General features: G+C 61.6%; 18 protein-coding genes. 7 read left to right on the forward strand and 11 right to left on the reverse strand.

Annotated elements, in window-relative coordinates; genetic code table 11:
* Positions 1 to 137 precede the first annotated feature (137 nt).
* The 5 genes from LDN95_RS17035 to LDN95_RS17055 all read right to left on the reverse strand — a co-directional run bounded on the left by LDN95_RS17035 (position 138) and on the right by LDN95_RS17055 (position 7,441).
* Positions 138 to 1,304: a phytanoyl-CoA dioxygenase family protein gene (locus LDN95_RS17035; RefSeq protein WP_226018800.1), complete on the reverse strand. Its 1,167-nt coding sequence runs from the start codon at positions 1,302 to 1,304 to the stop codon at positions 138 to 140.
* A 373-nt stretch (positions 1,305 to 1,677) separates the two neighbouring features.
* A complete protein-coding gene (locus LDN95_RS17040) occupies positions 1,678 to 2,391 on the reverse strand; it encodes a sulfotransferase family 2 domain-containing protein (RefSeq protein ID WP_226018772.1) in 714 nt (237 codons plus the stop codon).
* Between the two features lie 38 nt (positions 2,392 to 2,429).
* On the reverse strand, positions 2,430 to 4,292 hold the full coding sequence (locus tag LDN95_RS17045) for a rhamnan synthesis F family protein (RefSeq protein ID WP_226018773.1): 1,863 nt from the start codon (positions 4,290 to 4,292) through the stop codon (positions 2,430 to 2,432).
* A complete protein-coding gene (locus LDN95_RS17050) occupies positions 4,289 to 5,806 on the reverse strand; it encodes a hypothetical protein (protein ID WP_226018774.1) in 1,518 nt (505 codons plus the stop codon). The genes LDN95_RS17045 and LDN95_RS17050 overlap by 4 nt, the downstream gene beginning before the upstream one ends.
* A gap of 18 nt (positions 5,807 to 5,824) precedes the next feature.
* Positions 5,825 to 7,441: a bifunctional 2-polyprenyl-6-hydroxyphenol methylase/3-demethylubiquinol 3-O-methyltransferase UbiG gene (locus tag LDN95_RS17055; RefSeq protein WP_226018775.1), complete on the reverse strand. Its 1,617-nt coding sequence runs from the start codon at positions 7,439 to 7,441 to the stop codon at positions 5,825 to 5,827.
* Positions 7,442 to 8,058: 617 nt separating this feature from the next.
* On the opposite strand from LDN95_RS17055, the gene LDN95_RS17060 reads away from it, so the two are divergent.
* Positions 8,059 to 9,609 carry a glycosyltransferase gene (locus tag LDN95_RS17060; RefSeq protein ID WP_226018776.1) on the forward strand — a complete coding sequence of 517 codons (1,551 nt, stop codon included), beginning with the start codon at positions 8,059 to 8,061 and terminating at the stop codon, positions 9,607 to 9,609.
* 96 nt (positions 9,610 to 9,705) lie between these two features.
* On the forward strand, positions 9,706 to 10,614 hold the full coding sequence (locus tag LDN95_RS17065) for an NAD-dependent epimerase/dehydratase family protein (RefSeq protein ID WP_226018777.1): 909 nt from the start codon (positions 9,706 to 9,708) through the stop codon (positions 10,612 to 10,614).
* Between the two features lie 31 nt (positions 10,615 to 10,645).
* Here the strand turns inward: LDN95_RS17065 and LDN95_RS17070 are convergent, their stop codons facing one another.
* The 3 genes from LDN95_RS17070 to LDN95_RS17080 are packed head-to-tail and all read right to left on the reverse strand — an operon-like array spanning position 10,646 to position 13,315.
* Positions 10,646 to 11,293: an ABC transporter ATP-binding protein gene (locus tag LDN95_RS17070; RefSeq protein ID WP_226018778.1), complete on the reverse strand. Its 648-nt coding sequence runs from the start codon at positions 11,291 to 11,293 to the stop codon at positions 10,646 to 10,648.
* A complete protein-coding gene (locus LDN95_RS17075; RefSeq protein WP_226018779.1) occupies positions 11,290 to 12,072 on the reverse strand; it encodes an ABC transporter permease in 783 nt (260 codons plus the stop codon). Before LDN95_RS17075 ends, LDN95_RS17070 begins: the two co-directional genes overlap by 4 nt.
* 7 nt (positions 12,073 to 12,079) lie before the next feature.
* Positions 12,080 to 13,315, reverse strand: a complete 1,236-nt coding sequence (locus tag LDN95_RS17080; protein WP_226018780.1) for a Wzz/FepE/Etk N-terminal domain-containing protein — start codon at positions 13,313 to 13,315, stop codon at positions 12,080 to 12,082.
* Between the two features lie 133 nt (positions 13,316 to 13,448).
* On the opposite strand from LDN95_RS17080, the gene LDN95_RS17085 reads away from it, so the two are divergent.
* The gene (locus LDN95_RS17085) at positions 13,449 to 14,480 is read left to right on the forward strand and encodes a hypothetical protein (RefSeq protein WP_226018781.1); all 1,032 of its coding nucleotides are present in this window, start codon (positions 13,449 to 13,451) and stop codon (positions 14,478 to 14,480) included.
* A gap of 12 nt (positions 14,481 to 14,492) precedes the next feature.
* Here the strand turns inward: LDN95_RS17085 and LDN95_RS17090 are convergent, their stop codons facing one another.
* From LDN95_RS17090 to LDN95_RS17100, 3 genes are all read right to left on the reverse strand, one after another.
* Entirely contained in the window at positions 14,493 to 15,194 is a 702-nt protein-coding gene (locus LDN95_RS17090; RefSeq protein ID WP_226018782.1) for a class I SAM-dependent methyltransferase, read from the reverse strand.
* A 113-nt stretch (positions 15,195 to 15,307) separates the two neighbouring features.
* Positions 15,308 to 16,423: a phytanoyl-CoA dioxygenase family protein gene (locus LDN95_RS17095; RefSeq protein WP_226018783.1), complete on the reverse strand. Its 1,116-nt coding sequence runs from the start codon at positions 16,421 to 16,423 to the stop codon at positions 15,308 to 15,310.
* Positions 16,420 to 18,159, reverse strand: a complete 1,740-nt coding sequence (locus tag LDN95_RS17100) for a glycosyltransferase family 2 protein (protein WP_226018784.1) — start codon at positions 18,157 to 18,159, stop codon at positions 16,420 to 16,422. The genes LDN95_RS17095 and LDN95_RS17100 overlap by 4 nt, the downstream gene beginning before the upstream one ends.
* A gap of 514 nt (positions 18,160 to 18,673) precedes the next feature.
* Here LDN95_RS17100 and LDN95_RS17105 point away from each other — a divergent pair.
* From LDN95_RS17105 to LDN95_RS17120, 4 genes are all read left to right on the forward strand, one after another.
* On the forward strand, positions 18,674 to 19,657 hold the full coding sequence (locus LDN95_RS17105; protein ID WP_226018785.1) for a polysaccharide biosynthesis/export family protein: 984 nt from the start codon (positions 18,674 to 18,676) through the stop codon (positions 19,655 to 19,657).
* Positions 19,658 to 19,668: 11 nt separating this feature from the next.
* Complete coding sequence (locus LDN95_RS17110; RefSeq protein ID WP_226018786.1) at positions 19,669 to 21,591, forward strand: glycosyltransferase; 1,923 nt, start codon at positions 19,669 to 19,671, stop codon at positions 21,589 to 21,591.
* An 11-nt stretch (positions 21,592 to 21,602) separates the two neighbouring features.
* A complete protein-coding gene (locus LDN95_RS17115) occupies positions 21,603 to 22,391 on the forward strand; it encodes a DUF5672 family protein (RefSeq protein ID WP_226018787.1) in 789 nt (262 codons plus the stop codon).
* Positions 22,392 to 22,537: 146 nt separating this feature from the next.
* Positions 22,538 to 23,542 (forward strand): SIS domain-containing protein, encoded by a 1,005-nt coding sequence (locus LDN95_RS17120; RefSeq protein WP_226018788.1) that lies wholly within the window; start codon positions 22,538 to 22,540, stop codon positions 23,540 to 23,542.
* Positions 23,543 to 23,572: the final 30 nt, after the last annotated feature.

Raw genomic sequence — 23,572 nt, forward strand, 5'->3', positions numbered from 1 at the left:
GCCGGTGGCATCACGGCTTGCAAAGTGCACGCTCTCGGGCGTTGCAAAATTCATGCTTACCGTGACGCCATCATCGGGTTCTGTGGCAGCCAAGCTCTTTCAGGTCGCCTCGGACCCGTCGTGCTAGGGTTCTGCCCTCAAGCCTTGATCTCGCCCTTCCCGGAAACAAACACCACGCCATTGTGGATGTGCGGCCGCGATTGCGATTGTCTGTTGTAATAGGGGTTGTATTTTTCCGCCGTGAAATGGGTCACGATGCTTTTGCGCGTGTGGCCGGGGCGGGTCACAGCCGATCCGCCGTGGGCAAGATCGGCATGCCAGACGAGCACATCGCCCGCTTTGGCAAGGAAACTGCTTTTTGCCTGCCCCAGTTTGGCGGCATCTTCGTGCAGCGATGTCAGGAAGGCCTCGTGCTGGCTTGGATTGGCCTCCATCCATTTGCTCAACGAACCAAAGACATAGTCGGCCGAACGATGGCTGCCGACAAAGTATTCCAGCTCGCCGGTACCTTCTGCAATATCTTCCAGTGCGGTCCAGGTCGCCAGCATCGACATGGGGTTGCCATCGACCTTGACGTAAGCGGTATCCTTGTGGATCGGCTGCTGCGATCCCCAGATGAACGACAGTTGCTGAAATGCCTTGGGTCGATCTTCAAAAACTGCAGTCAGGAATGCGACGACCTTCGGTGCTGTCGCGGCTTCCCGTGCGGATTGCAGGTGAAAGTACGCGTCAAGCAGCTTCGTGTTCTGATTGTAATAGGCCCGATCGATGGGGACGATGCTCTGGGGTGTGAATATCTCGATATCGATGCCTGCGTATTTCTGATCCCAGGCATCGTCGATATCCCGGTTCAGCCGGGAAACTGTCTCTGGCGCGACTGCGCCAGGGATCACGATGTAGCCATCACGGACAAATGTCCTGATCTGCGCTGCGGTATCCGCGTCGATTTCCCCGCTTGCCATCTTCTCGGCCAGACGCTCGTCCCAGTTTGGCAGGTCGATCCACATGCCGCCGAAGGGGCTGTGCGGCACAAGGTTGGTCTGCTGTGCAGAGCCATTGGGCGAAAACGTCAGGGCTGCGCCATCGCTCTCGATCGTGATGCGCAAGTCCTGCAGGCAAGCCGCAGGAAAATACGCAGTGTCGATCCGAAAGCGCTCATGATCAAATTCAACCACACCCGTACCGGTTTCAAGCGACGCAAGGCGACGGCCAGCCAATTCGATGATCAGACGGCGTGGCGTGCCTTTCACAATCCGGCCGCAGATTTCGCTGTCGTCCCAGCGATCGATTTGAGCTCCCAGCATCAAGGCCACCTCATGGCAAAAACAGTTGAGTGAGAAAGCTACCTCGCAAATAAAACTTTCGAGTCAAGTCTGGATGCCACCAATTCTGCCCAATGCAGCCAAGCCGCACCGCGCCGGTCTCAGCCTTCCGGTCGACGTGGTATTCGCTTTTTAAATATAGAGATGCACAAACGTAACATCAGCATCGCCGCGAACGAGCGAGCGAACGCTTCATGTTCATGACCCGATCGCAAAGCACCATGGTGCCAAGAGCAAGTAGGGTCGATTCTGCAGGAGCGCGCAGGGCCGAGTGAAATGACACAAGATCGCGATTGTCGAAAGTGACCGCCCAATCTTGAGTGAAAATCAATGGAGGAGATATTATCTTTTTCAATCAGTCAAGCATTCGGTATTCAAACAATTCAAAATATTCTTTGAACAAAGCGTTTATGCGTGATCGCGAATATTTGCTCATACGGGATGCGTATTTGTATTCATGATCAAAGACTTCGCCGCTCGTGACATTTTGGGATCGGGTGTGCGGCTCGTCGATGCCGGCAAATTGGCACAAGCGCCTGAAGTCGAACGGGAAATTTTCCACTTTTCCGATGAATCCGGCTACCTGCTTGCCATCGAGATGGGTCCAGTAGTTGGCCGGGTGCAGCGGCATGTTGGTGTTGCGGCCAATATCCAGCACACAGCATTCCGGCAGCAGCTGCAGCCAGTTGTCGAAATCGAACCCCGCCCGGATGATCAGTTCCATGTTGTCAGCGATCTGCTGCCGTACAAGTTCCCCGATCCATTCTGTCTGAAAGGTAAGCTGGGGTTGGTCGCGAAAATCACGCTGCAACTGCAGAAAGCCCGAATAGGCCCGATCATAGGGGTTGCGGACGAAGGTCGCGATGCGAAAGCCAAGTTTGCTTTCCGGCAGCATCATGGCGTCTGCGAGTGTCAGGTGCTGATGAGTGACCCGTTGCAACACGGGGTTGAAGTTGAAGAAGCGATCGTACCTGCTGTCGTTGTAAGGTTCCAGGGTCGCATGCAATGTCGAACTGGCACATTTCCAGGGCATCATGATGATCAGGCGCAAGGCGCTGCTGATCAGCATGAAACAGGCCGGACTGGAAAGGGGTGGGTTCGCATGGTTTACAACGCTCTGACCGCCGCCCAGTCATACCCGGCATGTTCACAAGCCATGGACCACATCCTTTCGATGGCATGGAGAACCGTGCCGTCGTAGGGAACCGGCTCACGGGGCCAAACTGCCCCTTGCGTGGCGTGTTGCATGGAGAGTGCGACCGCTTTTCTGACGTAGAACATGTTGCCTACGGGCATCGGCCCCGGGTGGGGCGGCAGCGATCGTCCAAGCGCTGCGCCGATCTGTTCGCAGAATGCGCGATTTTTGCCCCAGCCCACGCTCCGTGGGGTATCGGGAAACAGCAACCCCAGACGGGGATCGCGGAAGGCATCGACAGCCGTCTGGTTCAGTAGCGCGCCATAGAGCGCCTTGCGCCACTTCTCGCCATACGTGCCGCCAACATCGGGACTTTTTTTGGTGTGGATGTGGCAGATAACGTCGTTGTCCGATGCCTGATCGATGACGTGATCCAGAAACGGACCAATGTCGCGCCCCTTGTTTTCGATCAGGATTGTCTTGCTCGACGAAAATCCATGATCATCGAGCATGCGGCTGATGACGGATTGGTTGTTCTGCGTCGTCGTTGTCACCAGGAAGCGGCCACCGCGGGCTCTGCCCTCGAAACACGCGAGCATTTCGGCGACCACGTCGGGGTAGAAGGCATGGATGTGGATCAGCAGGTCGGAAGGCATCCGTACAATGGTGCTTTCCCGTGCGGCAAGACTCCTGAAGCGGATGAGGGTGCCATCAGCCCGCCGTGATGCATGTACGCCGGGTGCGGGATTGATCGCCACGATGCCGCTGGCCAGCATGCGCAAGGTCTGGCGTTCCGAGTCCTCGCGCTGCCGCGCCGAGACGAAGCTGTCGAACGGGGTGCCATGTATCGGACCCGTGAAATCGGTATCGATCGCGACGTCGATCGGCAGCGGTTGGCGAGTATCCAGGGACGACAGCTTCGCGAAGATCTTTTGCTCGTAAAGCTTGTATGGTGTGGGCTTGGCCGCCGGGACGGCAGCCCCGGAGGCGATGGGGTTCGCCGGTGCGCGCTCCGGCGCTCTGCCAAGGGCACGCTGGCGGCGGTGCCTTGACGGGTCACGCCAACGCGGCCGCGGTATCGGTGTTTCCAACTGCACCCAGGGGTGGCGTCGCCGCATATCCTGCGTCAACTCCCCAATCGACTCATCGATGTTTGTCTGCTGGCGCAGCATGGACGATGCGTGATTGCGGTAGCGCGACAGCACTTCGGGAACGAGCAGCAGTTCCTCTCCCGCTTCGCAAAGCCTGAGCCAAAGGTCATAATCTTCCCAGCCGTGGCGGATCGGATGGAACCCACCCAATGCCTCCACCGTATCGCGACGAAGCATCGTCATCGCATCGATGTAGTTGCCTCGCTTCAGCCGCTCCTTGTTGAAGGAATTTGCGCCGATCAGGGAGGTGGCATTGCCGAATTCCTCGATGATTGCGTAGGCTCCGGCGCAATCCGGCCTGGCATCAAGCGCCCTTGCATGCTTTTCCAGGCAGCGGGGAAACAGCAGGTTGTCGGCGTCAAGGAAGAAGCAGTAATCGGATTGGGCGTGCGCCACCCCGGTGTTGCGGGTGACCGCCAACCCCGCGTTGCCATCATTGGCCAGCAGACTCATCGCCATGCCGGATGCGCGCTTGGCGTGCATCCACGCTTCGACAACCTGTCTTGAATCATCGGTGCTGGCGTCGTCGATCACGATCAGCGCCAGATCATCGAGCGACTGGCCGGCGACCGAGTTGAGCGTTTCGGCGATGTAGTTGGCGTAGTTGTACAAAGGCACGATGTCCGAGACCTTTCGGGCAAGGTCCCCAGTGCTGAACACGACATTGGCCGTCTGGGTCTTCATGCCTGCCCCCGGACCCATTCAAGCGCAGACTGGCGCAGGCGTGCGTTGTTGCCATGGATTCGTTGCAGTTCGCCGTTTCCTTCCGGGCTTTCCAGCAGCCAGCGGAGCATGCCCGGCATTTCCTCAATCTCGCATTCGAGAAAATGTGTGCCCGCCTCGACAAAGGCGTTGGGCAGGCTCGGTTCGGTGAGGACCACGCACCCTTCCATCAATCCGAAAAGAAACAGGCGGTGCCATTCGAAATAACGGCTCTCCCCCTGATGAATGTTCAGCAGAATCTTTGCATTCCGCGCGATCTGCGCAACGTCCGATGTGCGCATGATATCCGGGTCGTCGGGCCCGACCGGGCCGTTGAACCGAGGGCAATGCACAAAGGCTGTGTGGTCGGCCAGAACCGGTGCCAGTTGCGCAAGCGCGCTCTCGCGACGCGGATTGGCCGCACCAACGAAAAGCACATCATACGGCCGATCGGTCAAGGCGTCCGGATAGCCCAGCGGCAGCACAAAACGCGACCGGCCGAATGCCGAGCTGATCGGCGTGTCGGGCACATCGAACGGCGTGCCTTCGAGTGGCACCATCGGCAGGAACACCGTATCGGCCCCAAGCCTCTTCAGACCGGCCGCGGAGGCCGGATTGATATCGATGACCTTGTTCGACAGCAGGATGTGCTTGTAGGCCAGCGTGAACCAGGTCGTGTGCCATTGCTCGGTGTTCAGATAGGTCGCATCGCGCAGCAGGTGCGATTCCCAGGTGTTGCCGATCCCGTGAACGCAGAATTCGTGCGGAGCGACGATGACGACCTGTCCGTCATGAACCGCGCTTTGCGGGAGATCGGCCCGACAGGCCGTGTCGTATCCGGCCCTACCGAGTACGACCGCAAGGTATTGGGCGATCTCGGTAAAAAAGAAATTGCCAGTGCTCCAGTACGTGATCGCTACCGGCCGATCGCGGTCGAGAACGGCAGCGAAATTGCGATCTATCGTCTGGTTTGCACTGGCAAGAAAGTCATCGACCTTGTGCGGATCGAACACCGACCTGCCTTCTTCGATACCATGCAGGCAGGCGTGGATCAGGGGAGGCATTTCGTCCTTGAGCGGATTGGCCCTGGCATAGCCAGCCGTCGAAAACATCGGTCCCGGATCGATCGAGCGATCGAGCGACGAGCGTTCGAGGTAGTCGGTCAGGGGGTCCGCGTCGGGGCTCAGGCCGGGCGCGACGGTGGCGCGATACCAATCGGCATCGAAGAGCCGCGTCCCCATGATTCGGGCCCGCAATTCCTCCGTTATGCGGGCCTGCGGCACGCTTGTCGCGCGCCGCAGGCCCGCAACGCGCATCGCCTCCATGCCGTCCAGCCCTTCGCGCGGCATGCGTCCCAGTTGCATGCCGATACGCACGAAATGCTCGATTGGTGCGAGCGCCGAGCGAGTCACGTCGGGGTATCGTCGGGCATACCATGTCTCATCGAACAACCCGGAATCATCGAGAATCCGGATCTCGTCCGCCATAGTGGTCATCGCAGCGCTCCTCGAGGCTCAGTCGTACCGTCGATTCTCGAAAAGTCCGTGGTGCAGATAATGCCGAAATGGATCTTGGCCTGAAGATGACACATCGGGATAGCGTGTGGCATACGCTTCGCCGTCGAAAAGGTTGCGCAGTTTGAGCCGCCGATCCCGCTTCGCCAATTGCCAGCGGCGCGGCATGAACCGCCACCACCATTTGCCTCGCAGCAGCAGGAAGCAGCCGACCTGGTGCAGCCATTGATTCTGGCCCTCCAGTTCTGCGATCCGGTCCTGCGCATTTGCCAGCATGTCGCCCAGCGCGGCGATCTCGTCATGACACTCGTCCAGCAATCCGGCGAGCTCGGAGTCTTCCGTCGGTGCGACCTGCGGCTTCCTGCCGGCGATGTCTGGGGCAGCACGCGGTTCTGCCAGGACAGGTGCAGGCTGGAAAACCGCGGGCGGCGTTTGCGGCTCCGCAATCGCCGCAGAGCGGGCGGCAAGGCGTTCCAGTTGCCCGGCCAGACTCTGGTTCTGCCGCTTTGCTTCCTCGAACTCCTTGGTCAGCTTCGTCAGGGTCCGCCGGAAGATTTCCGCCTGACGCTCCGTCTGCGTGCGCGTCAACGCCAGCCTTTCGACCCAGCCGTTGGCCACCGTCAGCTCCCGCTGCAGTTTCTCCCGCTCGCTGGCGAGCTGGTCACGCTCTTGCGCATGACGCTCGGCGGCAGCCCATGCCTGCGCGGCTTCCTCGTCGCGCTGGGCAAGCCGGCTGGCGATCTCGAAAGCCTGTTGGCGTTCCTGCTCGATGGCCTGGCGCATCTGCTCTTCGAGCTGCGCCACCTTTGCGGCAGCAACCTGCCTTTCGCGGTCGACGGCCAGTTGTTCGACCTCGAGCGCCTTGGCCTGTTCGGCCAGCAGGCGGATGCGTTCTTCCTGCCACGCCTGCGCCTCGCCGGCATGCAGAACGTTCAGGTGCTCGCTATGGCGCACCCAGCGCTGCGTTTCCTCACGCGCATCGCGCAGCAGGCGCGTGTCTTGCGAATCCTCCACCGGGTTGATCACCTGCGATGTCCGCCAGGTAAGCACGTTGGTCGCGCTGACCTTTGCATGGACGAAATCGCGGTTGAGTTCCGCGTTACTTCCGCCGATCCGGAAAACTGCCGAGAAATCGTTCCAGACGTCCTGTTCACGCTCGCAGATGAAGCTTTCGATCATCTGGATGTCGAACCCCTGAGCCCGTGCCCAGTCTTGCAGGGCAAGGCCTGAATCGGGATAGAATCGCCAGTAATCCTGAGGATAGCGATGAACCGTGCCGTTCGATGGCGCGCTGACGTAGATATGGCCTCCGGGCTTGGTCTTCTGGCACATCACCAGAAAGGTCTGCCAGAACGCCTTGTCATGCTCGAACACCGATGAGGCCATGACCAGATCGAAATGAGCGTCCGGTACGGTCCAGTCATCAAGGCCGGTCACCACGATGTCGACGCCCTTGCCCGCCTCGAAATCCAAGCCGACATACGCGGCATTGCGCGGTGCATGGTCGCGCAGGCTGCCGTTCACATCCTGCGATCCGATTTCGAGAATGCTTGCGGGGGTGGCCGGCAGGTAGGTTTCCATGACCAGCCCGCCGATCCGATATGCCGTATCGTGCATGAGGTGCCCCTATTCCTTGTGCTTGCAGATCAGGATGGACGAGGGTTCACCCGGGGAGCGAGGCGATGCCTGTTGGCAGGGTTGCCGGCCACCGGCGGCGGGCTTGATGGATGGCCTTCGGAACAGTGCGCACATGGTCGAATGGTCGTCCCGCAGTTCTTGTCGTCACCGGCAACGCATAGAGCACTGCCGCGCAGCGTGTCTATTACCGCACTGCAATAATTTGCTCGAAGACGCGGGTGTCTGGCAATAAAATTAAACTATAACAATTATTTAATGTAGTTCGATGTTTTGCTACCGATCTGGATCATCGTCGTCGCGCGCGATTGCCGGGTTGTGTCGCAGTGCACGCATCGCGCGGCACTAGCTCTTCTGACTTGGACAAGCAGTGATGTGCAGTTACCTCGAAAATGGGATGCGTTCCCCTTGCGCGGCAGGGCGTTCGATGCCATCCAATTTGCACGTCGAGATGCTTTTGTCCCGATGCTGCTGCCGCAAATGGACAATGCCCATGGGGGCAGGCCGGTGTTGCACCGGTGGGTACCCGTAAAAGCCAGGATACGGTTCAGGTGATCGCAAAAGATCTAAATTTGGCGCGCGCACTCATTCGTTCTGGTTTGCTGGATGAAGATTTCTATCGGGGGCTGGTGCAGGGCACTTCGCGACTTTCTGTCGAAGACCTTGCGCGGCACTATGTCGAGATTGGCGAGCGTTCGGGCCATGCACCCGGCGGGCTGTTCGATCCGGCCTATTACATGGCCATCAATACCGATCTGGTGAATGTCGACAGTCCGCTGGCGCACTACATTGCGCATGGTCGGCAAGAGGGCCGGCAGGCAAGCCTGGCCAGCCACCTGATCGCGACGTCGCTTGATGAGGTTGCGATCGAAGAGGGGTTGATACCTGCACCGGCCGTGGGGCCGCGTGATCCGGGCTATCCGTCCGCACTGGCCTTGGCGTTGCGGGCCATCGACCGAGACCCGGACTGGTTCTCAGCCAAATTCTACCTGGAACGATATCCTGATCTGGTCGGCCACCCGGTTCATCCGCTCATGCACTATCTCCAGCATGGTCGACACGAAGGGCGTGTGACCAATGTCAGCCTGATGGCGGGCATCCACTTCAATACTGCCGTGCTGGCCAAGGGGCGGCCGTTCACGCTGGTCGGGGTTCATGAAGCGTCAAAGACCGGAGCGCCGATCGTGGGGCTCGATCTGGCACGCGAGATGCAGGGCGCACACAACGTGATCTTCGTGTCGTTGCGCGATGGCCCGTTGATCGAAACAGCGCGGGCATTGTTCCCTGTGGTCATCACGGCAAGCCACCTGGATGAGGACAACCGCTTTTTCGCCGACTATGTCGAACAGAAGTACGCAGTCAATGAGGCAATATTTTCGAGTAGCGCCTGCATACCGTTCATTCGCACGCTGGCCTCAAAAAATTGCAGAATTACGTGCCTCGTTCACGAATTTCTTGAGTACATGATCCATGCGGTGAGCGTGATCTACATATGCGACCTGTTGGTGTTTTCGTCAAAGCAGTTGCTCAAATCATGGCAATACATGCTTGATGATCTTGGGCGTGATCCAGCAACGGTCATGGTCCTCCCCCAGCCAGCATCCTCCGTCAACGCACGAACCATGCCCAAGGCTGAGGCGCGTGCGGCCGTGTCGGCAGCGACCGGGCTCGATCTTGATGGCGCCATCCTTGTCCTGGGGGCGGGGCAGGTGCAGATTCGCAAGGGCACCGACATCTTTCTGCAGGTCGGGAACCAGTTGCAGCGCGAAAGCGGAAAGTTCGTCTCTGTGTGGATCGGTGAGCAGGTCAGCGCGCACGATATGGGGTACGGCGTGTGGCTTCACGCCCAGATCGAACGCAGTCGTGGCGCCGACGGTACCATGGCCGTCCACTTCGAGCCGGCCGGTCCGCTCTATCCTTTGCTGATGGATGCCGCCGACGTGTTTCTGGTGACATCGCGACTGGACCCGCTGCCCAATGTCGCTCTTGATGCTGCGTCGCGCGATCTGCCGGTGATCGCTTTTGCGGGCGCCACCGGACTGGCTGACCTTGCCGAATCGGGTGAAATCGACCTCATCGAGGTCGAGATCGGCGCGATTGACGAGGTGGTTGCCGCCATTAAGGGTAGGTTCGCCTGCGTGGCCGCGTAACCAGCGCTTGATGGTATTGTATCTCCTGCAATTTTCGGAAGCACAGTTCAGGCGCTTGGCATCATTGGTTCTGCGCCATCCACGGAAGGTCGAAGTGTGAACCAGCCTTGTTCGTGCACCATAATCGGCGGTGGCCTGATTGCGACCGCCGGCGCTCTTACGATGGAGCGGCAGGGCATTGCGGTCACCGTGGTGACCCGCGCGCCTCCCCCAATCGGCGGCGATTCGATCGTCTGGTCGTATGGCGATGTTTCCAGCAATGCCGCGCGCGCGGCGGTCGAGGGTACGGATTGCGTCGTCTATGCAGCGGGAAGCCTGGGGCCGGCAACGACCCTTGCAACGGTCCACGGTGCCATAACCGAAGAAATCCTCCCGGTCGTCCAGATTGCAGAAAGAGCAGCCCGAGCCGGCACGAAGACCTTCGTGTTCATATCGTCGGGCGGGACTGTCTACGGACCTGCCGCTCCGATCCCGACAACGGAGGACGCGTCGACAGCACCCATCAATATCTATGGATCGGTCAAGGTTCTGACCGAGATGGCTTTGCTGGAGGTCGGGCGAAAGTACGGCATCACCGTCGTCATATTGCGGATCTCCAATCCATACGGGCCCGGCCAAAGCGGAACGCGGCGATTGGGGTTCATTGCGGCAGCGATCAAGGCATCGCTGACGCGCCAGCCCATCGTGATCTGGGGTGACGGCAGCGCCACCCGCGATTTCGTGTTCATCGACGATGTCGGCGCGGCCCTGGCCGCCGCCGCCTGCTATCGTGGCAGCAGTGCGGTGCTAAACATTGGCTCGGGGCAGGAAATGTCGTTGATCGATGTGTGCAATATCGTTTCGAGCACAGGCAGTGCCCCGCTGGAGATCCGTTTCGACATGGGCCGTGCGTTCGACGTACCGCGCAGTTGCCTGAACATCGACCGCGCGGCCGCCGTACTCGGCTGGCAGCCCGAAATCTCTATTGAAGAGGGCATCGCCCGCACCATGAGCAAGTTTCTCTGATCGCAGAGCAGCCCGGCACGCGCGGAGCCGATCACAGTCGCTCGTAGATCGTCAATCCCTCGTCGACGTCGGCATATTCATGCATGTGCCCGTCCTGAAGCACCGCAGCCCGATTGCAGAATTCGCGGATGGAGTCCGGGCTGTGCGAGGCGAGCAGGATGGCGCGATCCTTGCGTTTCTCGAACAGCTCGGCATGGCATTTGTCCTGGAAGTTCTTGTCGCCGACCATGATGACTTCGTCGATCAGATAGCAGTCGAACTCGATGGCAAGCGACAACGCGAAGGCCAGGCGCGCGCGCATGCCCGATGAATATGTCTTCACCGGCATGCGCAACTGGCGTCCCAATTCGGTGAAGTCCTCGACGAATTCACGCATCGAGTCATAATCCCGACCATAGATGCGCGCGATGAACCGGGCGTTGTCATACCCGGTCAGGCTGCCCTGAAATCCGCCATGGAAACCCAGTGGCCACGAGCAGCTCATTTCACGCCGGACCTTGCCAGCCGTGGGCACTTCAACGCCCCCGATCAACTTGATGAGCGTTGATTTGCCGGCTCCGTTACGGCCCAGCAATCCGATCCGGTCGCCGGGCGCGATGGTAAAATTGATGCCCTTGAGCACGCGCTTCTGGCTGTGCCCAACCCGATAGTTTTTTTGCAGATTGATGCAGGAGATCATTCGACCACCATGATACGGCGCACCCGTCGGCACAGTGCCAGCCCGACCGCAGCGACGCCCGCCGACGCGCCCAGCGGCACCCAGATGTTGAAGTACGGGCGCACGGCGTCACCGAACAGGCCATATCGCATGAGTTCCATGCCGTTCACGAATGGCGACCAGAGCACGACGTCGCGGGCGGCCGGCGTCAACCAGGAAACCATATTGAAGGTGCCTGACAGCGGGATAGCCACGTAGACCGTCACCGGCAGCAACTTTTCAAGCGCTTCGGAAAGCTCAGACGCAGGTGCAATCACCAAGCATACCGAAAAGACGAACAGCATGTAGAGACACCAACCCGCCAGCAGGTCGCCGACATGCGCCGGTATGGGAAACAGGCCGAACAGCGCCAGAATGGTGCCGATCAACAGGAAGGCCATCATCCCGCCGATCATTTCGATCATGAAGCGCACGATCACGAAGTCCAGCACCAGCACCTGACGGTGATAGAGCAGTGCGCTGTTGGCAACGAAGATGTTCACGCATCGACCGAACGAATTGCGCATCACGGTCAGCGGAATGTAGCCGCTTGCGATGAATGCGATCACGCCGACCCCGTGTTCCTGATCGCCGATCATGAAGCTGTACAGCAATCCCACTAGCGAGGCGAACAGCAGCGGTTCGGCCATCACCCACAGGAAGCCTATGTTTTCGCGGCCAAACCGCGTCGTCAGCTCACGGATCATCAGGGCCACGATGACACGGCGCTGAACTTTCCAGGCCTTAAGGGCTTTTTCCATCGGCCGCTCAGTCTTCGGGGGCGTGTTCGAGAATGCCGACGATCAGCATCCAGCCGATAAGGTAGAGCGCCATGGATGCGCCGGCTACCACCAGGATGTTCAGCAAACGCTTGGGATACATGGCGATGTCGGGCTGGTCGGGTTCAACCACGCGCTCGAGATAGTATTGCTGTTTGACGGCTTCGGTGCGCGCCTGTTCCAGCGTGGCGCTGGCCAAGGTGAACATCTGCGTCGCGAACTCCTGTTCGACCTGCAGCGTCTCGTACTGCGTGAGCTTCGACGCCAGGCCCGAGTCAGTCCCGACCGCGCGCCCCTTTTGTGCGGCGATCTGGGTGCCGATGGATTCGATGCGGCTGCGCAAGGCCGGGATTGCGGGGTTCTGCGGCGCCACTTGCTGCATCGTGGCCAGTTGAGCGCGCAACGTCGCCTGTTCGGCAATCAGCTTGTTCGACACCTCGAGCACGCCGGTCGCTTCGGCGGTTGGATTGAGCACATCCTGCGAATTCCGGTAGGTGCGCAGCGCCAGCCGGGCATTGCGGACGCGCGCCTGGGCGTCGCGTACATGCGCCTCGGCTTCTCCGATGGCTTTGGCCTGTGCCCGCGAATTCAACCGGTTGACCAGCGCCTCGCTCAAGCCCAGAAGCCGCTGGTTGAGGTCGCGCGCGTCCTGCGGGGTGAAGGCCTTCACCGTCAACACGGCAGAATTCGTGTCATGGTCCATCCGGACCGAGACCATCTTGCCATAGTAGATGAACAGGTTCTCGAAGCGATCCTGGCGCAGGGGCATCGGGTACCGGCTGAACCAGTCTATGTCTGGGCGGGTGAAGAGCGCCCTCACGTTGGCTTCCTTGTCCAGGTCCTGCAGCGCGTTACGCGACTTGATATAGTCTAGAACCTCATTGGTCTGCTCCAACCCCGACGACAGGCCGGTCGACTGGATGAGGTTGGCGATGCTCGAGACCTGTGGCTGCTTGGCGGCCGGTGACTTGATGACGAACCGAGCTTCGGATTCATACATGTCGGACGCGATAACGCTGTAATAGATCGCTGCGAACAAGGTCGGCATGATCACGAACAGGATGAACCAACGGCGCTTGCGAAAAAATCCAATGGTCGAACTGCCGATTGCTGGCGAGCTCTTTACAAAATGGGTGGGGCTAGAAATATCCATTTTTCCGACACTTTGTTCGTGAGCCAGGCTGACCCCGCTCGGAGCTTTATGATCAAATGATGCACTGCACAAGGGTAGCCCGAGGCTCTCGCCGACGGTCCCCCACTAGTCGATTGCATTCCGGCAGGGCAAGTAGTCCGGCAGGAGCGGGTGCTGTGCAAGTACCCGTCAAAGCCGTGCCTGCCCATAGCGAAATGCCACCAGGATGAGCCTAATGTTGATCTTTCCGGGCACCTTGCCGACGACGCTGCGCGCTGCCGCGATTGTATTTGCCATGGCCACGGGCGGTGCGATTTCGCAGGCGCATCCAACCCCCACGACCGTTGCTGATCTGCCCAATGCCGATGCCGTGGAAACCCCTTGCGAGCCGGAACATGAACCCGCTCGCTCTGGCGGATTGGTTGGCATCGCGCCGGACGGAACAGGAGCGACGGCGCGCGAGCGGACCTGCGTGGTGCTTTCCGGTGTCCGCCGCGCCGCACAGATCGCGCGCACGATCGAGGTCAAGGATGCCGGCAAAGGGCCGCCATCGGGTCCTGGCATTTCGACTGCCGCCAACGGCAGTTACGCGCTTTCCCTCGTCAATGTCCGGCCCGAATGGGCGCGTTCTGGCATCACCGGCGAAGCCGATGGCCTGAGCGTCTGGATCCGGCAGGCGCACGGCGACACGGCCGCAATGCTCGCCAATGTCGGAGTGCGTAACGGCTTTGCGACGACGCTCGAGTCCTACACATTCGCCGCCGACGAGGCGGGGCGCCCGTTGCGCGCGGTGCGCACGCAACTGGGGGTCGTCAATCCGCGAGATGGTGGCGAATATGGGCTGGTCTTGCAGGCGGCCGATGGCAATGGTCTGTCGGCGGGCTTGCGGATTGCCAGTATCGGCCCTGCGACCTGGAAAAACTACCTGGAGGTGGTGGATCCGGCCGGCGTCGATGTGGCGAAGATTCGCGGAGCCGATGGCGCATTTGTCGGCGGCGATCTTTTGCCAGGTTCGGATCTGAGCAGATCCATAGGATCGCCAGGAGCGCGCTATCTTGCGACCAATACGCAAGTGCTTGCCTTGGCACCGGCCCGGTTTGCCGATCTTCCACGATGTGGTGGCAACGCAGGCGGCGGCATGATCGCATTTGTGACCGATGCCCCACGGACGACGGGCGCCCGCAAGTCCATCAGGGCCGGAGGCGGCACCCGCCCGACGTTCGTGAAATGCGATGGTACAGAATGGACCGCGTTCTGAAGCCGGGTCAATTCAGGCAGCCGGCTTTTGCATTGCGACCAGGGTTTGCCAGAAGGCCGGGTGATGGCTTTCGTCCGCGCCGTTGGTGAATGAGGGTTCTGAAAATCCAAGCTGCCTGGCCCAATGGCAAATCCAGTCGCGGTGAAGGAATGTGTCGAGCAACCCGGTCGGCTTGCCCGCGCGAAGCAGGCGGACGCGCGCCATGAAGGCGTCCTGATGGAGCGGCTCCCCGATTTCGAGAAACGAGAACACCGTGCGCCCGCCTGGCTTGAGCGCTCGCCAGGAATCTTCGAGATACAGGAAGCATTCCTCGGGTGGCAGATGGGTAAACACCGACCAGTGGTACACGATGTCAAGCGTGGCGTCGTCCGCGCACAGCGTCGGTGCCTTGTGCACGTGCGCGACATAGCCGGGACATTTGCGGCGCAACTCGTCGATGAAGCCAGGTACGATGTCAGCGCCGATGTATCGGCCCTGCCAGCCCGACCGCACCAATGCCTGGGCGGTTCGGCCGCAGCCGCAGCCCAGATCGTAGACCGCCATGCCATCGGTCAGGCCGTGATGGCGCAACACGGCGACATGGCCATCGCCTTGTGACCGGAACAGTTCGACGGTCTTTGATCCGACACCTTCGGCAAAGGCAAGGTCGCGGTCATGCGGGTGCAGCCGGAGCATCGCTTTGAGATGATCCTGATAGGCCAGGGATGCGTCCAAAGGCCGCCTTCTGGCGCCCACCAGTTTGCGCGCAAGACCCATCATCGCCATCGTGTCATCTTCCTCAATCTGGTTTGCCCCGGTGGCTGTGACCGGCGCAGGCACCCATGCTTTCAACGATATTTGCGCCCCTCGCGCCTGCCATAGCGCGCATAATGCGAGGCAGCATCCTCGCCAGCGGCGGCCACATCCGGATGGAGTTCGAGATAGGTGGCGCTGTCGAAGTCGGCTGGCAATTGTGGCTGCGCTGGTTCGGCACGCTCGGGAGCTGCAGGCTTGGGCGCTGCGGCGGTCGCCCTGCGCCTGAGCGGCCAGATGCGTCTGCCTTTTCCCACCGCGGGAACGGCAAGCTCTTCACCGAACAGGCGACTTGGCACCACTTCACCGGTGCTAATGTCGACAATCCTGCGCAAGTCGAGCTTGCCGAGCGGTTCGGTCGAGAAAGCCGGCGTGTAATACGTGCAGTCCTTGAAGTAATAATGTGTCACCTGAGACCACCGGGTCCGGTTGGGGTCGGCTTGCGGGCTGCCACCGTGCAACAGGTTTGCCATCCAGATCAGCGCTTGCCCCTTGCGCGCCAGAAAGCGTTCGACCGGCAGACCGCTGGTATCGACCATCGCGTTCCAGGCGCCTTCGTAAGGGCCTTGGGCATCAGGGCCCTTTTCGTCATGGCGTGGTCGATTGAGCATGGTGTTGGTGATGATCGGCCACTTGTGCGAGCCGGGACAATAGTTCAGCGGACCGGCATCGGGGTGAATATCCTCAAAAGCCAGCCATACGCCGCACATGAACCGCTCTGGCTGGCTGGAAAAGTGGATCGAATCGCTATGGAGCGGTTGTTGCGTGCCGACCGGAAAGTTCAGCGTCTGGAACGGGAAGGCAGGCCGCGCATATAGCCGCGATAGCAGATCGATGATGGCCGGGTTGGTGGCGATCGCCCGCACGTCATCGTCGAATTGCCAGGCGTCCTGGACCCGCTGGCCCTGTGCCCCGACACCGGCAGGGTTGGCCGGGTCGATGCCGAATTGTGGTGCCAGGTGCGACTTGATCCGATCGATCCGCTGCGCGATTTCGGGGTCGGGAAAGTCGATGGTGGCGTACCCTTTTTCGTGCAGCGCGCGTGCGGTCACCGCTTCGGACACGGTAAGATCCAGTTCGGGTAGCAATTGCTCGAAATAGGGTGTCTCCAGCGGGGGAACGCCGGGCAGAAGATCAGAAAATCGGGTCATCGCGGTGCGCCTGAAAGGTGAGCGGACAGGTCGATCTGGTAGATTTCGCTGGCACGATCCAGAACCGGGTGGTGCGCGGGGTCGATGTAGTCGGCGGTCCCCCAACGTTCCTGCAAAGTCGCAAGCTCGGCCCTGTATCGATCCAGTTGGCCGGTCGACAGATCACTCGGACGCGATTTCGATTCATGGTGGATGAGCCGGGCATAGGGGACGTAGATATTCTGCCAGCCTGCCTGCTGCAGTTTCAGGCAGAAGTCGACGTCGTTGTAGGCGACGCGAAGATCGGTGGCGTCAAGTCCGCCAACAGCGTCATACTTGTGCTTGGCGACGACAAGACACGCCGCTGTCACCGCACTGACCCGGCCGGTGACATGTGCTTGCGCAAAGTATCCCCGCTCTTCGGGGGCCTGATGGCGATGCGCGTGCCCTGCGGCAGAACCCATGCCGATGACTATTCCGGCATGCTGGATCGTGCCGTCGGGGTAAAGCAGCATGGGTCCGACCGCCCCGACATGGTCCCGAACTGCCATTGACATCAAGGCGTGAAGCCAGTCGGCATCGATCACTTCGGTATCGTTGTTGAGCAGGCAAACATAGTCGGCCCGGGTCTGGGCCACCGCGAAATTGTTGATTGCCGAAAAGTTGAATGGACCTGGCCAGTGCATGACACGCACGTTGAGCCGAGAGGTCAGCTGGTCTAGGTACGCCAGCGCAGCGGCCTCGCGGCTGTCGTTGTCTGCGATCAACACGTCGAACGCCGGATACCGGGTGAGCGCAATCAGGCTTTCGACGCAGGTGCGCAGTATATCCGCCCGATCCCTGGTGGGGATCACGATGGTCACGTGCGGTGCAGGCTCAGGCAAGGGGTAGTGCACTTGCAAGGTGCCGAACGGCCCGGGCGTGACGTGTGCGATACCGTTCAGGGCGGCGGTTTGTCCGCCGGTCCGGGCGGCGGCGGCAACGGCCGTCTGGCGGGCAATCACGGCATCCTCGTGCCTGTGCCTTGCCGCATGGACCAGAATGCGAGGGATGTGGAGCACGCTCGCTTGCTGGCAGATCACTGCGTCGAGCAGCATCGCGTAGGCGGTGCAGCCGGCATGGCCGTGCGCCGCCGTGGCGGCCGCCCGGGCTGTCGGCAATGCGATCGCGCATGCCTGCGAAATGGTATCCTGTGCAAGGAACCGTTCGATATCGAACGCTGGCTTGAACCATGGCTGGCTGCGCAGTCCCCACCGCGAAACGAGATCGCAATCTCCATAGATGACGGAGGCTTGCGCTTGCGCCGCCGCCGAATCCAGTGCCGCCAGGGCATCATCTGCCAACCTGTCGCCAGCGTGGAGGGGGATCACCCATTCGCCCGTAGCGCAGGTTACGGCTTCAGTGACCCAGTCCCTGGCCGTGCTCGCCCCTATCAACCTGATCCGCGGGTCTTGCGGCTGACGCTGTACCGCTTCATCCCCTGCCGACCGCACCAGCAATTCCCATCGGTACGGTCCACGCTGGCGCTGCAAGGACTGCAGGGTGACTGCAACGAGGCGCTTGTCGGCTGCGTCTCCCAGCAGCAGAATGGAAAAACTGGCCGTCCGTTCCGCCGCAACCGGGTTTGCCGGGCAAGGCTGCTCATTCGTGGCCAGCCAGATCTGGTAGCTCAGTGCCGTTGAGCCCGCTGCCCGTATTGCGATGTTGCGTGCCCGGACCCGACGGCCGCACACGAACCACCAAGCTGCTGCTGCCATGGCGCGCGGACGCAACAGGCACACTAATAGGAAAAGCAACACGCGGCGCATCGGGGTTTGTCCGGACAAGTCCTGTTCAGCGCCCCGGCTCGAGGCAGTCGTATGGCGAATTCCGGCGAGCTTGGCCGCCGTGTTTAAACAGGTATGCGCTTTAATGGGTATGACTCGGAATCTGAGCAGCTTACATGTTTGGGTTTGGCATCAAGCCTGACAAGAATCCACCTCTTGCTGAACAAGTCTTCTCAGATTTGGAGGGAAACAGGCGTTGTCCCAACTCGTGTTCGGGTGGTAGGGCGCGGACTCATGAACGCATTCACCACAAGGCTCCCGATTTTTTATGCATTCCTGCAGAGATAACCGATCCCGGCCGGCATCGCTGCGTCGCTCGCTGGTTCTTGGTCTTGCCTTGCTTTGCACCGCCTGTGCTTCGCTCCCCGAAAGCGGGCCGACCGGGTCGCAGATTCGTGCGTCGGTTGCCCGTGCGGAAACCGGCCCGCAGATTCAGATCGTCGAAGTGACGGACGCCGGCGTGGTGCAGGCGGCCCAGCCCCCCAAGGGACCGACGCTTGCCGATCTGCCAACGCCTGCAACCGATGTGGTCGGGCCCGGCGATGTGCTCGATGTCGCGGTCTATGAAGCCGGGGTGACCTTGTTCGGATCGACTCCCGCCGCATCGCTAGCTGCGGCGGCAGCGTTCGACAGCGCGGTCAAGGTGGAGCGGCTTCCCCCCACCAAGGTGGATGACCGGGGTGACATTCTTGTGCCCTATGGCGGCCGTCTGCATGTGGCCGGGCGTTCGACCGCAGAAATCGGCGGCCTGATCCGCCAGTCGCTGCACGGCATGTCGCAGAACCCGCAAGTGCTGGTCACGCTGCGCGAGGTGGTCACGAACTCGGTGATCGTCGGAGGCGAGATCGCCAAGCCAGGCAGGCTGGTGCTGACGACCAACCAGGAAACGCTGCCCGATGCAATCGCGCTCGCTGGCGGGTGGCGTGGCGAATCCAAGGATCTGAAGGTGCGGGTCCGCCGGGGCGCACAGGAAGCCGACTTCCGGCTCAGCGATCTGCTGGCTGACCCCGCGCAGCCGCGCGTCTACCCCGGCGATCGAATCACTGTCATCCGGGCGCCGCGTTCGTGGTCGGTCATGGGCGCATCGGGGCGGGTCGATCTGATCCCGTTCGCCGCTCCCGTGGTGACGCTCGCCGAAGCCATCGCGCAGGCAGGCGGAACCAATCCCAACGTCGGCGATCCGCGCGCCTTGTTCGTGTTCCGCTATGAGACCGGTGCCGATGGGGCCGAACGGCCGGTGGTCTACCATCTGAACATGATGCAGGCGGGCAGTTATTTCCTCGCACAGCGGTTCCAGATGCGCGACAAGGACGTGCTCTATATCGGCAATGCCCGCGCCAACCAGCCGAGCAAGCTGATCCAGATCATCAGCCAACTGTTCACGCCACTGGTCACCGTCACAAGCGCTGTCCAGGTGCTGAAGAACTGATCGGCCCGCTGGTGCGTCCTGATCCTCTTGGCAGTGGGGCACGGCGCACTGAGGCGACCCTGACCGGACAGGCCATCGGCGACAAGGCCGAAGTCGCGAACGCCGATGCTGAGACGCCATCGGGCCGCAAGCTGGTTGCTGTTGCGCCGGTTGCGCAGGCGGTGAGTGCGGAAGGATCGCAAGGTTCTGAACCCGTCGGCCTGAACCGCGTGTCCCTGACGGGGCCGCAGCGCGACAGTGGCCGCGGTTGGCGCGCGTTGCGCACCATCGCGGGGCTGGCTTTGCGCGGCGATCCCCGGTTGGCGCTTGGCGGCATGTGGGACATGCTGCGCGGCAGGCGCGTGCGCGGGCTGAACCGGCTCAACGCTGCGGCAAAGGCTTGTCCGGACTGGTATGACGGCTGGATCGCGCGGGCCGAACCGGCATTGCTTGCCGACTGGTCGCAGCCGGTACCGCAGGGCGTCGATGGCCGCCCTCGCACCGCGCCCAAGGTGGCCTGCCTCGTGGTCGACGATGATCGCGCCGGACGGTCCGCCAGTGTGACCTCGTTCATCGACGCGTTTCCCGATGGGGTGATCTTCAGCCGCCAATCGGGTGCACCCGCCGATCTGGAAAGCGTAGTCCGGCTGGCCCATCAGGCCGGGTGCAGCCACCTGCTGGCGTTGCGCGCGGGTGACCGCGTTGAACGCGCGTTTGGCGGCATTCTGGCGAACGCGTTTGCGGGCGAGGGCGTGGCTGCCTCCCCGCTGCTCTATTGGGACAGCGACAGTCTGGCGGCGGGCAGGCGTACCGATCCCGTCGTCAAGCCCGACTGGGACAGCTTGTTGCTGGAAGAACTGGATCTGCTCGGAAGTGCGGCGCTGGTGCGGATCGATGCGGCGCAGGCGGTGCTGGCATCCCCGACTCTGGCCGGAGCGCAGGCCGATGGTGGCGGCGTCGTTGCGCTGCAACTGGCGCTGGTGCAGCGCCTTGGCGCGCTGACACCTGTACATCTCCCATTGATCCTGACCCATCTCGCAGAAGGTCGACCACTGGTCGATGAGCGCGTGCGCCAGCAATTGTTGACGGACTTCGGGCTGCGGTGTCCGGCCACGCCTGACAGTCCCTGGCCGAGCGTGAGCGTGATCGTGCCAACGCGCGATCAGGCGGGCATCCTGCAGGCGTGTCTGGATGGCATAAGCCGCCTCGACTATCCTGCCGAGGTCGAGGTGCTGGTGCTCGACAATGACAGCGTCGAGCCCGAAACCCACGCCCTGTTTGCCGAACTGGTGCGCGGTGGGCGGGCGCGGGTGGTGCCTTGTCCGGGGGAGTTCAACTTTGCCGCGCTGACCAATCTGGGCGTGCATATGGCGCGGGGGCGGCTGGTCTGCCTGCTCAACAACGACGTCGAACCGCTTGATGGCAGTTGGCTGCGCAGCATGGTGCGCGAGGCTGTCGCGCCGGGGATCGGCGCGGTCGGGGCGCGGCTGCTTTACCCCGATGGCACGATCCAGCACGTCGGGATCGCCATCGGCCTTGGCGGTTCGGCCGGGCACGTCCAGAAGGGCGTGCACCCCGACGAACCCGAGCTGGCGAACTGGCACGCGGCAAGGCGGCGGGTTTCTGCGGTGACTGCGGCCTGCCTAGTGGTGGAGCGGGAGAAGTATCTTGCGGCAGGCGGCATGGATGAAGAGAGCTTTTCTGTCGATTTCAACGATGTCGATCTTTGCCTGCGGTTGCAGCAGGTGGGGCTGATCAACCTTGTCGTGCCTGCCGCCACGCTGATCCATCATGAATCAAAGACACGCGGCATCGCGCGAAATGCCACGCAGCAGGCGCGGTTCGATCGCGAAACGGCAACCTTGCGCGCGCGGTGGGGGACCGTGGGATACCGCGATCCGTGGTTCAGCCCGCTGTTCCGTTGGCAAAGCGAGCAATGCCAGATGGCTTTTTGAGCACCGTCATCGTGAGCGATGAACGTCTGCATCTGCCCGAGGTCACGCTGGTTGCCGTCACCAGCGTGGCGATCGAGGCCACCGCGCATGCCATGCACCGCTCGCTCGAAAGGGTGCGGTTCGGCGCTGCGGTATGGTGCAGCGATAAGCCGCCACCTGCGGTAATCGCCGATGCAGTCGCCTGGCACGCGATCGCGCCACTTACCACGCGCGACGCATACTCCCGGTTCATGTTGTCCGAACTGGCCGACCACGTGTCCACAAGCCACGCCCTGTCGGTACAATGGGACGGCTATGTACTCGATCCGGCTGCATGGGAGCCGTCGTTTCTCGATCATGACTACATCGGCGCTGTCTGGCCGCATTTCGACGACGATTGCCGAGTCGGGAACGGCGGATTTTCGTTGCGCTCTCGCCGGTTGCTCGATGTGTGCCGGGCTTTGCCGGAAAGGTTCGCCGACTCCGGCGCGACCGAAGACAAACTCATCTGCCGCACCGCCCGCAGCTGGCTGGAAGCCGCCCATGGCATCCGCTTTGCGCCCGAGGCGCTGGCCCGCCGCTTTGCCTTCGAGCGCGAACCGAAGACAGGCTCTCCCTTCGGCTTCCATGGCGTGTTCAATCTGGTCGACCTGATCGATGGTGCAGCATCCGCGCGCTTGCTGGCCGGCATCGAACCCCGGATTCTGGCGAAAAGCGAACACCGCGAACTGCTGCGCTGGGCCTTTGCGCGTCGCGAATGGCAGGTGGCGCGGGTGATCTTGCTGCGGATGCTGCGGCGCAAGACGGCTCGTCGCACGTAACGGTCGGACTGCCGTCAGTCCCTAAGTAGTTCGGCTTAACAATTGGCAATCTGGTGGCATCTGTGGTTGCAAGCGTGCTGATGGTGGTTAAAAACCGGCTCGTCTGATACTTCGCATCTGCGAAATATCTTGCAAGGAGGCTTCGCTTGATCGACCGGTTGGCTCACGATGCGGATCTTGCCGTGCAGCCGGTTCTGGAACGCGGACGGGCGGTCATTCGGGCCGAAGCTGCGGCGCTTGGCCTGCTTGAGCAAAGCCTGAACGCGCACTTCGTCGATGCCTGCCACGCCATTGCCCGATTGCGGCGGCAACTTGTCATCACCGGCATGGGCAAGTCCGGCCACATCGCGCGCAAGCTGGCTGCCACCTTCGCTGCTACCGGCACCCCGGCCATTCACGTCCACCCGGGTGAGGCCGCGCACGGCGATCTGGGAATGCTGGTCGAAGGGGACGTGCTGCTGGCGCTGTCCAATTCGGGCAACACGGCGGAGTTGCGCGCGGTACTCGAATACACCCGCAAGCGCGGCATTCCCATCATCGGCATGGCCGCACAGCGCGAATCGCACCTTATCCGCTATGCCGACATTCCGCTGATCCTGCCGCAAGTGCCGGAAGCCTGCGCCACCAGCGGCGCGCCAACCACGTCAACCACCATGCAACTGGCGCTGGGCGATGCGCTGGCGATGACCGTCATGGATCTTCGCGGCGTGTCGCGCCAGCGGCTGCAGGCGCTTCACCCGGCCGGTAGCATCGGCCTTGCGCTCACCCCTTTGGCCGAGGTGATGCATGCCGCCGAGCGCTTGCCGCTCGTACCGATCGATGCCGACATGTGTGAGGCGGTGGCGGTGATGACCCGGGGCTGCTTTGGGTTGGTCGGGGTTACCGATCCGGGCGGAGGGCTGGTCGGCGTGATCACCGACGGCGATCTGCGGCGCCATTTTGCGGTGCTTCAATCCGCCCGCGCGGGTGAAGTCATGACCCGGATGCCCAAGGTCTTGCCGGCGGACATGACCGCTGGCGAAGCGTTGATGTTCCTGAACGACAACCAGATCACGGCCGCCTTCGTCATGGTGGAGCCGAACGATGGTGCCGCGGGAAGGCCGGCGGGGATCATTCATATCCACGACCTTTTGCGGTTCGGTCTGGCCTGATTGTGCGATGGCGCACAGTGGGCAAAGCGC

The sequence above is a fragment of the Novosphingobium sp. FKTRR1 genome (assembly GCF_020404405.1).
GTDB lineage: Bacteria > Pseudomonadota > Alphaproteobacteria > Sphingomonadales > Sphingomonadaceae > Novosphingobium.